Origin of the sequence: Bacillus fungorum (genome assembly GCF_002746455.1) — a bacterium.
Taxonomy (GTDB): Bacteria; Bacillota; Bacilli; order Bacillales; family Bacillaceae_G; genus Bacillus_A; species Bacillus_A fungorum.
Genome location: NZ_NWUW01000026.1, coordinates 1 through 13,075, shown reverse-complemented (window position 1 = coordinate 13,075; position 13,075 = coordinate 1). Strand labels below are relative to the sequence as shown.

Here is a 13,075-nt window from a genome sequence, read left to right as displayed (position 1 = left end):
TTTTCACTCTCCTTAGTTTAATTTATTTTCCCCATCACATATATAACTTGTTTCAACAATTCTGATTTAATAACTACATTTCTTTTGCACTTTTCATTTTTAACTAACATTCACTTTCCTTCCTGTTATTATTTTTATATAATTTATTTTACATTTTATTACATTTCCAATATTATCTTTACATTTCAATTCCACCAGCTTTCTTACTCTTTACTGGCTTCATTTTCTCTCCCTCCTTTCTAACACTACACTAACTTTTTCACAATCTTTCTTTCTTCCTCTCTCCCTTCTTTCATCTTTTTTCTTTATCTTGTTCTTTCTTTTATTCTTTTTCTTTTTTCTTTATCTTCTGTCTTTTTTCTTTGCTCTTTCCCTTTTCTTTTTCTTTTATCTTTTCTTTCTTTTATTCTTTTATCTTTCTTCTTTTTCTTTTCTTTCTCTTGATCTTCTCCTTTCTTTCTTATCTTTGTTCTTTTCTTCTATCACTTACTACATTCTTACACTATCCTCCAGCCGCACTCCCACACTAGATTCTTTTATATAGGGGCTTCATTTAGAGTGTCATTCAAACCACCCTATCTCATAAGGTACGTTGAGAGAGGGTGGTTTGAATGTTTGGGCGTTCGTCAGAACCCCAAAAACGATAAATGAAGCCCCGTCACATCAACGTTTATTCAAGTGTGGGAGTGCGGCTGGAAAGTATAACGACTATACTACTTTTATACTACTTTTATACTCAAATTATACTAGTTTTATACCTGTTTTATACTGTACCCTAATTTTACCATGTATCCAAATTTAGTCAATACTTTTTAGCAAACTTTTCTAAATAAATGAAATAGTAACCATATTAGGAATTATTAAATAATTTAAATATAAATATGTTTACATATTCAAACTAAATAAAAAATCCCCCTCCAACTTTAAATGTAGTCTCCGATCACTTTCTATAATTCCCATACTTCTACATTTAATTATAATTCCCTTATTTAGAATAAAAACAAAAATTCTAGAACAAAAAGTAAATCCTTTATATAGAAGAAACTCGAAATCTCCCCCTCAAATCCCACTTCAATAATCCCCTAATTTCACAAACTTATCATCAATTTTATTAATCCATTTTCTTTAGATGAAGTTCTTTATAATTACTTTCTTTACTTTTAATAAGAAAGTATTTCGAAAGGTTTTACAAATAACTCTTATTTTATTAATATATTTATTTTTTCTTTTAAATTCTTCAACTTTCTCTTGACTTTTCGAAAAAGGTTTTCAATATCTAGCGGCTTGTTAGGAAGGTCGATTGGATTAGACAGAGTTCCCCCTAGCAAAATGCTAGAAAAACTCTGTTTCTAGAAGGCTCTAGCTTCATGCCGAGGTTCTGACCTTCATAGACTCTAAAGAGTAAGCTGTGTCGCTTCTACAAGCGTTTAAATACTCATCACGCCCTTGTACTTCCTCAACCATATAAAATACAGTCGATTCATCTTGTAGTCCCTTGCTTTCGCAATCATGACATCCAACCCTTGCATTTTTATTTTTGGCTTTCTGCGCTATTCGCACTTTCTTTTCCAATAGAAAAAACACACAAAATACTCGATTGCCTGCCTAATGTTAGAGATCACTAGACCGACAAGGGGTTTTTTATGCATTGGCAACCCTCCAACCTGACCGCTTTTTTATTGACGAGTACGGGCGTTCGTCATGTTACTTTTATTTAATTTGTTATTCTGTGAATCCAATAATTCTTTTAATTCGTCTTTATCGAGCGTTTTTGTGACTACTTTTCCTGATTTCCTTGAGAAATCCGCTTGTTTTCTTGTGTTTTTAACTGTTTTCTTTGTTTTATGGTGTTCATTGTGTAACCTTACCTCTCGTTTGTACCATTCATAAGCCTTACGCTCCTGGGCTGTCATTCTAATTAAGTTAAAACCCTTCCTTTTCGCTTCCTCAAAGGCTTTCTTGTACCTTTGAGGTAAGTTAATAGCTTGCATTTAACTACCTCCTAACAGCACAAAAAAGACCATTCCAAGCTAAAACGCCCGAAATGGTCTTAAAAATGCAAAAATTTGTATAAAATACTTTAAAAATGTCACAAAAAGTAGTAAAATATTTCTTTAAACTACTTGAAAGTATTTTATATAATTGTTATTATTAACTCATGACAAAAGTTAATTAGTAGTTAATGTTGTTGGTAGCAACATTAACCTGCATTTTCAAGTTAGATGGGGGTCTAGCTTGATCGGAAAGCGTCACATTATGTGGCGCTTTTTTTATGTTTTTAAGATTTATATACTCATAGTACATGTTTTTTATAGATTCGTAAAGGATTTCTTTTCCAAACACTCCATTTTATCTCCTAATGTCCTACTGTTTCCTATATATATACTAACCTTCCATTTGATAATTTTTAAATAAATCTCTTAAAAAATATAAATACAAAACTATAAAGCTAAAAATAATTACAAAAGTAAAAACAAATGTAAGAACAAATAAACGTTGATTTATCAATATTTATATGCTACAATTTCATTGTAAGAACAAAAGTAATTACAAAAGTAAAAACAATTTTTACAAAAGTATTGACATTAGTTCTTACAAATGTTATTATTAAATCAACCAATTAAGGAAACAGTAAATAAAATTAAATTTTATATACAGTTAAGAAAGAAGGGCTTACCATGAATAATGAAATGTTAGATCAATGCCAAGATGTTTTTGCGGAAATTATTGCTGAACGAATCCAACTAGAACCACGCTGCATTGATATTTTAAAAAGCTTCATTAATAAAACTGAAGGTCAAGAAGGATTTTCATTACGTTCAATGAACAAAATGAATATCTCTACAGAAAACGATATTCCAAAACAAATTTGTGGATATTACGTAGACATGATGTATTTTTGCGGATTATTAGAAATTGATGATTCAATAAGTTCACATTACAAACGTTCATTTTATGTTTTATCTACTTTAGGCTTTAGAGTATTAGAACTTGTAATGGAATCACACCAAGAAAACTAAACTAATTTCTTCTTATTAAATAGCAAAAATTAAAAATTAAAATAGGGGTGTATTAATATGTTAACAAATAGCAACGAATTAGAATTTATGTATGGGAATCATGAAATTAATAATGTAGCAATTCGATTTGGAGTAATTGGTGCTGGACAAAAAGGAAACAAAGTTGCTGACATTTTTGCTGGTTACAAATTTTCAGATGGCACACCATGTTACCCAACATTAGCATTAAATTTAAGCGCTACAGATATGTACTATTTGGAAAATATCGCTAAAGAAGATCGTATTCATTTTGATGGATTACAAGGGGCTGCTCGTACTCCTAGCGTTGTACTTGAAACTTTTAATCCTGAAGAAAATAAAAATGCTGAAGAACAAATGAATAAGCTTATTAACGCTATCTCACGTAAATTTACTGATGATGATGGACAATTGATTATTGACCATATCTTAGTTGATTTAGGCGCTGGTGGTGGCGTAGGAACAGGCTTTGGTTCTTTAGTATTACAATTAATTAGAGATGATTTTTTCCCAGTACCAGTTTCTATGATGATTTCATTACCTGACGATAATCCTGAAGAATTAAACAATGCTTTATTATTAATTAGTGAAATTAATGAATTTATTAAAGTACAAAATACTGCTTATACAGCTACTGATACTAAACCTTTATCAAATGTAATTCTTTGTTACAACCCTCAAATGGAAAAAATAGTTAGACAACAAAAGGGTTCTAAAGAATTTAAAGATACTCATATGAATTGGCAACAAACATCAAATGACTATGTAGCAAGCTTAATTCATGAAATCAATATAATTCCAGCTAATTTTGGTTCTAACTTAGTTAGTTACGATGCATCTGATTTCCAAAAATTATTTACTAAATACGGAAGATTTTTAACAATTGGGAAAGCAAGAATTAAAAAACAAGATCTTAAAGAATTGGAAAGTGCTATTGAAAAGTCATTAGAGAACAGTTATTTAACTTGTAAACATAAATTCAATTCAGCAAAATCATTTGCAAATATTTTATTACATCCAAGTGATGCTGATTTCTTCCAAGATGTTGAAACAACAAATAAAATAAACAAAGTATTAAGTGGTTACAAAAATATTAAAGAATTAAGCGGTAAAACTGGTGACCCAATTTGGAATAGCGATTATGCTGTTAACTATACAATTTTTGGTGGAATGAGTCTTCCTGAAATAGTTGGAGAATTATCTATTAAAGCAAAATATTTACATGAAAAATTGGATGATAAAACTGAAGATGAAGAAGAAATTGATATTTCTTTTATACCACAAGGTGGTTTTACTCCATTTTCAAAAGGCGTACAAAACAAATTTGGTCAAAATAAGCAAGAATCTGTGTTTGCAAGAAAATCCGCAAATACTCAAACACAAAACACTACTGAAGAAACACAAAAACCTGCATTTGGTAGTAAAAAAACAGGGTTTGGAAAAGTTAATCCTAGCACTATAAATAGGGGTACATTTGGTAATGCATTTGGTAAAAAATAATCAATAGTTTAATATTTAAATAGCCATGTATCAAACATGGCTATTTTTATTTACACTTTTATTGTTAATGTGCGGCCTACCGATAGGTGGCTGCTCATTTCAATCTCTTATAAATTAGAAAGTTATTAAAAACTCCGCTTTAATAATTGGCTAGCCAACATAGGCTAACATAGGGATTCTCATTGTAAAGGGTAAAATGTACTTCGCTATCGCTACGCCCTTTACAACGAGCCTCCACCCTATGTAATACAGCCAATGCGCCACTTCTTGACCGCTCCGTTTAAAGGAAATATAAAGGTAAGAATAATTCATACAAACGTTTTTACAAAAGTAAGAACAATATAATGTGAAATAAAAAAAGTAGCATAATTGATTTATGCTACTTCTCTTTAATTTCTTCTAAATTACCAACTACTACAACCCTTTTTGAATTATCTTTAATTGAAAGACAAGTTATAAGAGTTAACTTATTAGTGCCATCTTCCTCTAAAACTTCACCGGCATTTGGTAACACTATTTTATTCTCTCTTATTTTGTATATATATTGTTTGTAATTATCTTCGATTATTACAACATCATTTTCTTTTAATTTCGGAATATCACTAAATAAAACCCTACTACGTGACATATTATGTCCTGCCAATAAATAATTTCCTTGTCCAAAAACTTGATTACTTTTTAAAGTGGCTGCTCCGATCAATAGATGTTTTTCTGTTGCATTGGCGTAAATCGGTATAGAAAAATTTAACTTTGGAATAGACAACTTACCTATGGCATTTTTCTTTGTAAATTTAGCATTTTTAACTTCATTAAATGTAATTCGTCTTAGATTACTAGCATCGGTTTCTACGGTACTTATATGCTCCTCAAAAGGATGCTTTTCTTCTAATAACTCTTTAACATGTTCTTTTTGCACTTTTTCTACTTCAAATTTTTCATATTCAGGATACAAATACATTCCTATACCAATTAACAATACTACAATTAAAAAGATAATTTTTTTCATTTCTTCTCCTTTTTGAATGTTGGCCACAAACACGCTTTATCGTTTGTGCTAACATTCATTTCTTTACATTAAACCAATTTTGATAATAAAGAAGCGATACCACTTGTTAGTGATATCGCTTCTTAAATTTAAAGAGGGGGTTAATTTTCTTTTCTTCTTCTAATTAAAACATAAGCAAGACCAATTAAGGCTGTTGCTACTGCACCTAAACCAGCATATTTTACTGTATTATCTTCTTGACCACCTGTTTGTGGTAAAGGTTTTGGTTGTTCTGTTTTCGGTTGTTCTGTTTTCGGTTGTTCAGGTTTTGGTTGTTCTGGTTTTTCAGGAGTCGGTATTCTTTCATCCGCTACCGTATGCTTAATGATCTCACCATTTTCTTTAATCTCAAACGGAACTACCGTTTCATTAATTAAGTAACCTTCAGGAGCAAACGTTTCTTTAAACGTATACTTTCCATAAGGTAGCTTTTCAAATGTTGCTTTTCCGTTTTTATCTGTAACTTTTTCTACAACTTTTTCGCCTTTTTCATTGAAAATCACGAATTTAGCGTTTGGAAGTGGTTTACTGTCTACTACATCCACTTTTATAATTTCAAGTGTACCCGTAATCTTTTCATTAGTAACTTTATGTTTGATGATTTGACCATCTTCTAAAATTTCAAATGGTACTACTGTTTCATCAATCACATAACCTTCAGGCGCAATTGTTTCTTTAAATGTATATTTACCAAAAGGTAATTTCTCAAATGTTGCTTTTCCGTTCTTATCTGTAACTTTTTCTACAACTTTTTCGCCCTTTTCATTGAAAATTTCGAATTTAGTATTTGCAAGTGGTTTGCTGTCTACTACATCAACCTTTTCAATTTCAAGTATACCTGTAATCTTTTTGTTTGTTGCTTCTAGTTCAATTACTTGACCATCTTCTTTAACTTCAAAAACAATTTCTTTTTGATCTAAAACAAAGCCTGTTGGCGCTTCTTTTTCAACAAATTTATATGTCCCATATACAAGACCCTCAACGGTAATTTCACCATTTTCATTAGTTGTATATTCTCCAATTTTTTCATTTGTTGTATCAAACAATTCAAAAACTGCGCCTTTTAATTTAACATCCTTATTTTCAGAATCAACTTTTACAAGTTTAATATTACCTTTAATGAAATTGTTAGTAATGTTAAATGGCAACACTTTTCCATCTTCTTCAATACTAAACTCAAATTTTTGAGGATTAATTACATATCCTTCAATAGTTTTTGATTCCTTGAAGTAATACTTACCGTAAAGAAGATTATCTACTTTTGCTTTTCCTTCTTTATCTGTAACTACTTTTTTGATTTCTTTATTATTTTGGTCATAAACAGTAAATTCTACACCTTCTAATGGCTGATTAGCTTCATTTACTTTATGAATTTCAATGCTGCCTTTAATTAATTTGTTGGTTACATCGAATTTTAATGTTTTACCATTTTCTTTAATATCAAAATCAAATGTCTGTTTATTAATTACATAACCTGTTTTTGCTTTTGTCTCTTTAAATTTGTAAGAACCGTATGGTAAATTATCTACTTTAGCGATACCATTTTTGTCTGTGATTACTTGTTTTAATTCGTTTCCTTTTTCATCATAAATAGTGAACTCTACACCTTCTAATGGCTTTTTGTTGTCTCCTACTTTATGAATTTCAATGTTTCCTTTGATTAGTTTATTCACTACATCAAATTTCATTGTTTTACCGTTTTCTTTTACACTGAATGTTGTTTTTGTACTATTAACAACATAACCTGTTTTTGCTTTTGTTTCTTTAAAGTAGTAAGAGCCGTATGGTAAATCACTTGATTTAGCAATACCGTTTTTGTCTGTAACTACTTTTGTAATTTCTTTATCGCTTAGATCATAAATAGTGAACTCTACACCTTCTAATGGCTTTTTGTTGTCTCCTACTTTATGAATTTCAATGTTTCCTTTGATTAGTTTATTTACTACATCAAATTTCATTGTTTTACCATTTTCTTTTACATCAAATGTTGTTTTTGCATCATTAACAACATAACCTGTTTTTGCTTTTGTTTCTTTAAAGTAGTAAGAGCCGTATGGTAAATCACTTGATTTAGCAATACCGTTTTTGTCTGTAACTACTTTTGTAACTTCTTTATTGTCCTTATCATAAATAGTAAACTCTACACCTTCTAATGGCTGCTTACTGTCTCCTACTTTATGAATCTCAATGTTCCCTCTAATTAATTTATTAGTTACATTGAATACTTGATTTGAACCATTTTGTTCAATCTTAAAATCAAATGTATCAGTATTTACTACATATCCTGTTAAACCTTTTGTCTCTTTGAATGTGTAAGAGCCGTATGGTAAATCACCTGATTTAGCAATACCGTTTTTGTCTGTAACTACTTTTGCAACTTCTTTATTGTCTTTATCATAAATAGTAAACTCTACGCCTTGTAACGGCTGCTTATTGTCTCCTACTTTATGAATCTCAATGTTTCCTTTAATTAATTTATTAGTTACATTGAATACTTGATTTGAACCATCTTTTGTAATTTCAAATGCTTCTGTTTTACTGCTACCTTCATATCCTGTTAAACCTTTTGTCTCTTTAAATGTGTAAGAGCCATACGGTAAATCATTTACTCTAGCAATACCATTTTCATCTGTAACTACTTTTGTAATTTCTTTACCATCTTTATATACAGTGAACTCTACGCCTTGTAACGGCTTTTTATTGTCGTCCACTTTATGAATTTCAATACTACCTTTAATCAATTTATTAGAAACAGTGAATTGTTGAACTGTACCATTTTCCTTGATTTCAAATTTATAAGTTTCGTTGCTACCAATATAGCCATCTAAAGATTTAGTTTCTTTAAATGAATACTCACCAAATGGTAAATCATTTACTCTAGCGATACCATTTTCATCTGTAACTACTTTTGTAATTTCTTTATCATCTTTATATACGGTGAACTCTACGCCTTGTAATGGCTTTTTATTATCGTCCACTTTATGAATTTCAATACTACCTTTTGATAGTTTGTTAACAGCATGAATCTTGGCTATTTCTCCATTCTTAACTTCTATTGTTTGCGGTTTACCATCTAATACATAACCGTTTGGTGCTTCAGTTTCAACAATTGTATATGCGCCTAGATCAAGATTATCTACCTTGCCATAGCCGTTTTCATCTGTTGTAATTGTAGCAACGGTTTCACCTTTTGCATTTTTTACATCAAACTTTGCCCCAGCTAATTTCTGTCCATTTTCATTAACTTTTTCTAATTCTAATGAACCTTTTGAAATCCAGTTAACACTTAGATTGTCTTGTACTGGTGTTTGCTTTGTTGTAACTAAAGACAGTGCATTTTGTACACCTGCATCATGTGATTTATATATCATTGTTTCTGTTTTAACTAAATCACCTGTAACTTTAATGTTAAAGTTGCCTGAAGCTGCGTTTTTATCAAAGTAAACATAAAATTCTTCATCGTTATTAAATGTGGTTTTCTTTTCACCGTTAGCATTTGCAAAATATGTACCATTTGGTGCATTAATTGCTTGTGGTGTAAATGTTCCCTTTGCATTTGTTGTTACTTTAAACGCTCCTGCTTTGTAAAAGTCACCTTCAACTTTTGCAACATTAGAAGTTGGAGATACTTCAAACGTGAAATCCTGTGTTGTATCTTTTGTTCTCACATCATTTAAAATGTGATCAACTACACTTTTAACACGTGGATTATCAAAACGTAATTCTGAATAGTCAATATCTGTATTAACAACCCATAATGCTATTTGAGTACCGAAATGTGCTTCCTGCCAATTAGATGCGCCTAATTCATTAGGTTGTTTTTCAGGATATCCATATGCCATCACTCGATACGCTTCATCACTTAAACGTCCAATTGGTTCAAGGTCATGACCATTTGGAGAACTTAAACGTTCATCTAAACAATAAGCAATCCTTCCATCTGCCAACTTAATTAAATCAGTTTGAAGGAAGAATTTTAGATGTTTTGAATATACCCAACCTTTATTGTCATACTTTTCATGATTTAATACTTCTGCACTTGCCTTATGTTGTGGAAAAATCATAGAGAACATAAGTGTAAAAACACTTACAATAGTGAATACAATAGAAAAAACTTTTTTGTTACGAACTGCTCCAACCATTTCTTCACTCCTATTCATTTTTCAAAGATCAAGATCGTGCTTCAAAACGAGTTGCTTGAAATAATTCTTCAACAGGTTTTGAATAGTAGTCTGCAATTTTAAATGCTAATTTAGAATCGACTGTACGTCGATTTTTTTCAATTGCATTTAATTGCTGTTTTACCATACCTAAATCATGTGCAACTTTCTTTAGTTGTAACTTTCTACGCCTACGTTCTCCCTCCAGTCTGCTAATCTCTTTTTTTGACATAAAAGGCGAAATTTGTATCACCTCCTATATGTAGATTTTACCATAATACAACCTAAATTTATACAGTAAACAGAAATTGTTTACAAAATTGAATATTCAGAAAGAAATGGTTAGAGCAACCCTTTTAATCTTATCAAAAAACAATGATTTTTAAACACAAAAAAAATAAGCGGCTTATCAAATTGATAAGCCGCTTATTCCGTAGATAGTTAAACTACTAAATTTAAAATTTTAAGGTAACTTCATTATAACTTATTTTTTTTATTTTAACAATCCTTTTTGAATCATTATTGATAATATTTATTAAGTTTTCTTTCCTAACATCAAAAAATAAAGGGCTTAAAGCCCTTTATCCTTTAATCGCTAGAATATCTTTTTTCACTTTAACTTTTTTAACTTCGTGCATTTCTCTAATTTCATCTAAAGTAAATTGCTTCTTGTGATTCTTTTTATATTCTCCCTCATGAAAATGCCAAGCTTTTTTCTTACGTGAATATTTAAAACCTACTTTATTTAGTTCTTTTCGAATTGGGTAAGTGTTTCCTGTGACCCATATCCAAGTACCTATAATTTCAATTTCGATGTTATATTTGATAATTTCATCAATTATGTTTCTAAATGTGTCAGCTTGTTCTTGTCCATTATTTAATTGTTTAAGTAATGAATCATATTCATTTTTCATTTCAATAAATTCAGTATGTTCGCCACCACAATCAGGATGATGAATTTTAGCCAAACGCTTATATGCCTTTTTTAATTCCTCTAGTGTAGAAACATTTTTAAAATACTTCATTTTCAACACTCCCTAAAATTTAAATTTATTAACTATCTGATATATATAATTATAACATTAGTTCTTACAAAAGTAAATACAAATGTAAGAACTAATGTGTTTACAAATAAAAAAAGCCCATTATTTTTGAGATAATGGGCTTTACATATAATATTGAATTTATTTTATATTCCTTAAAAACCGTAAGCTATACCACCAATTATATAAGAACTTAATGGTATTATAATTCCTAAAGCAAATGTTCCATAATAAATGATTTGGTCACTTTTACATTCTTCAATACCAAACCAACGATTTAATTTTTCATAACGATCTTTGACTTTATACTTAACTTTTTGTAAATCTACAATTTTTGAAATAGATACCTTTTTACAATTTACCTTAACTTGTTTTTTAGCTACAGTGTGCATTTTCAACACTCCTTAAAATTTAAATTTGTTTAACTACCTTATATCTAAAATTATATCATTAGTTCTTACAAAAGTAAATACAAATGTAAGAACTAAAAACACAAATAAAAAAAGCCCATATACAATGGACTTTACACAATAAAAATTTTTTCTTCTTTTTCATCTTTTGGAATAATAATTGTTTCCTCCGGCATTTCATATTCAACATACATTTTCATTAATATAAACACTCCCTTCTACGTTAATTATTTACATTTGTAAGAAATTCAAACACTATATTAGATGCTAAATAACTAAAAGCCGTAGCAATTCCAGAAATAAAAAGTAGTATCGCACAATTTTGAATTACAATACCATGTTTTTTCCCACATTCTAATTCTGATACTATTAATAAAACCGCACAACCTAATAATAAAAAGGCGGAAAAAACTATAACATGCAATGTATTAAACATTTCAAGCACCTTTCTTTCCTTAGTATAAATAAATTACTACTAAAAAGCAATTTTCAAAACTTCATATTATAAGTTGTTAATCCTAATCATTTAAAAGTCTTTGTATAAATTTATCAATAGCAACTTTCCTCATGTCTGCTAAAATTCCCTTATTAGAATTTGTAAAGTCAGAAAAATCTTCTACACATAACCAGCCATCTTTAACTTGTGCTACATAACCAATTTTTTTCTTTTTATAGATCACTTCATAACAATTCCCAACGGCTTGTTTTGGCGTATTTTCACATTTAATACATGAGATATGAGACAGATTAATCCGACACCCTGTGCGGTAAAATCGAAAGGCTTCACGTTCTTTTTCCTTTATTTCCTTAAACTTCAGCATATCCATGTGTTTCGTTTTTAAAATTCTTATAAAATTACGTGCTTGTATTTGGGTTTCTATTGGCATATCTAACAATTCTTTTTTTAATGTATCATTATCTTTTATTTCCATTATAAATCCCTTCTCCCATTCTATTATTTATATAAAAATAAAACATTTTATAAGGATATACTTTATAAAAAGTATATCCTTATTTTTAATTAAAATAGGTCACTATTTACCTTGAATGAGTAATGCCCTTTTTCAGTTACGATAACGTGGTCAAGTAGCGGTATCCCTAATATTGAACCTGATTCAAGTAATTGTTTTGTTAATTCATAATCAGCATCAGAAGGGAACGGGCTATTGCTTGGGTGGTTGTGAAAAGCCATGATGCTATAACTATTATTTAAGATAGCTGTCTTGAAGACATCCCTCATTGCAACCACACTATAATGTAATGTTCCAACATGTACCCTGTGTACTGCCATAACTTCTAATTGAGTATTTAAGCAAGCAATAAAAAATACTTCTCGATCTTCGTCACCAATAAATTGACGAGCCATGTTTGCTCCAATCTCGGAGCTTGTGATTCTTGGAATCTTAATTCCTTTTACTTCTACTCTTTCTTGCTTAATTCTCAATACCTCATAAACTGTTTGCACTTTCAAGCACTCCTTAAAATTTAAATTTGTTTAACTACCTTACATTTATAATTATATCATTAGTTCTTACAAAAGTAAATACTTTTGTAAGAACTTGTGTAAAAACTTTTGATTTTTTTCGGTTTTTCTTGCTTTTTTCTTTCGGGTTTGGGATTGTCCTTCACTTTTTGGGGGAGGTTGGCTAGGGGGTGTGGGGGATTATCCCCCTCGGTTTTAGGCGGTTTGACAGGCTACACTTAGTAACGCAAGTCGGCTGCCTTAACAGCTTCCTTTTTGGTGTCGGCTTGGCGTAAGACAAAAAGCCTGTCAAAAATTTAAAACTCAATATAGACTCGGTTTTCTTATGAAATATGCTTTTCCATTTCATAAGAAAATCGTGGCTAAGAGTGGAGATTTTTTTAAAAGTATGAAATG

General features: G+C 30.0%; 12 protein-coding genes. 2 read left to right on the top strand and 10 right to left on the bottom strand.

The window, feature by feature from the left end; genetic code table 11:
• Window positions 1-1,365 precede the first annotated feature (1,365 nt).
• A complete protein-coding gene (locus CO726_RS24700; protein ID WP_098204962.1) occupies window positions 1,366-1,584 on the bottom strand; it encodes a hypothetical protein in 219 nt (72 codons plus the stop codon).
• Between the two features lie 92 nt (window positions 1,585-1,676).
• Window positions 1,677-1,991, bottom strand: coding sequence for a hypothetical protein (locus CO726_RS24695; RefSeq protein ID WP_098204961.1), 315 nt, complete (start codon window positions 1,989-1,991; stop codon window positions 1,677-1,679).
• A 687-nt stretch (window positions 1,992-2,678) separates the two neighbouring features.
• Between CO726_RS24695 and CO726_RS24690 the strand changes: the two genes are divergently transcribed.
• Window positions 2,679-3,020: a hypothetical protein gene (locus tag CO726_RS24690; RefSeq protein ID WP_099685984.1), complete on the top strand. Its 342-nt coding sequence runs from the start codon at window positions 2,679-2,681 to the stop codon at window positions 3,018-3,020.
• Window positions 3,021-3,077: 57 nt separating this feature from the next.
• Entirely contained in the window at window positions 3,078-4,538 is a 1,461-nt protein-coding gene (locus CO726_RS24685; RefSeq protein WP_099685983.1) for an FtsZ/tubulin family protein, read from the top strand.
• 379 nt (window positions 4,539-4,917) lie between these two features.
• Here CO726_RS24685 and CO726_RS24680 read toward each other — a convergent pair whose 3' ends face one another.
• From CO726_RS24680 to CO726_RS24645, 8 genes are all read right to left on the bottom strand, one after another.
• Window positions 4,918-5,544 (bottom strand): class A sortase, encoded by a 627-nt coding sequence (locus CO726_RS24680; RefSeq protein WP_099685982.1) that lies wholly within the window; start codon window positions 5,542-5,544, stop codon window positions 4,918-4,920.
• 140 nt (window positions 5,545-5,684) lie between these two features.
• Entirely contained in the window at window positions 5,685-9,725 is a 4,041-nt protein-coding gene (locus CO726_RS24675; protein WP_169513077.1) for a SpaA isopeptide-forming pilin-related protein, read from the bottom strand.
• Window positions 9,726-9,753: 28 nt separating this feature from the next.
• On the bottom strand, window positions 9,754-9,975 hold the full coding sequence (locus tag CO726_RS24670; protein ID WP_099685980.1) for a helix-turn-helix transcriptional regulator: 222 nt from the start codon (window positions 9,973-9,975) through the stop codon (window positions 9,754-9,756).
• 349 nt (window positions 9,976-10,324) lie between these two features.
• A complete protein-coding gene (locus tag CO726_RS24665) occupies window positions 10,325-10,768 on the bottom strand; it encodes a molecular chaperone DnaJ (RefSeq protein WP_098204955.1) in 444 nt (147 codons plus the stop codon).
• A gap of 173 nt (window positions 10,769-10,941) precedes the next feature.
• A complete protein-coding gene (locus tag CO726_RS24660) occupies window positions 10,942-11,178 on the bottom strand; it encodes a hypothetical protein (RefSeq protein ID WP_099685979.1) in 237 nt (78 codons plus the stop codon).
• Between the two features lie 241 nt (window positions 11,179-11,419).
• Window positions 11,420-11,632, bottom strand: coding sequence for a hypothetical protein (locus CO726_RS24655; protein WP_136699841.1), 213 nt, complete (start codon window positions 11,630-11,632; stop codon window positions 11,420-11,422).
• Window positions 11,633-11,714: 82 nt separating this feature from the next.
• A complete protein-coding gene (locus CO726_RS24650) occupies window positions 11,715-12,128 on the bottom strand; it encodes a hypothetical protein (RefSeq protein WP_099685977.1) in 414 nt (137 codons plus the stop codon).
• A gap of 89 nt (window positions 12,129-12,217) precedes the next feature.
• The gene (locus CO726_RS24645; protein ID WP_098204951.1) at window positions 12,218-12,661 is read right to left on the bottom strand and encodes a JAB domain-containing protein; all 444 of its coding nucleotides are present in this window, start codon (window positions 12,659-12,661) and stop codon (window positions 12,218-12,220) included.
• Between the last annotated feature and the right edge of the window lie 414 nt (window positions 12,662-13,075).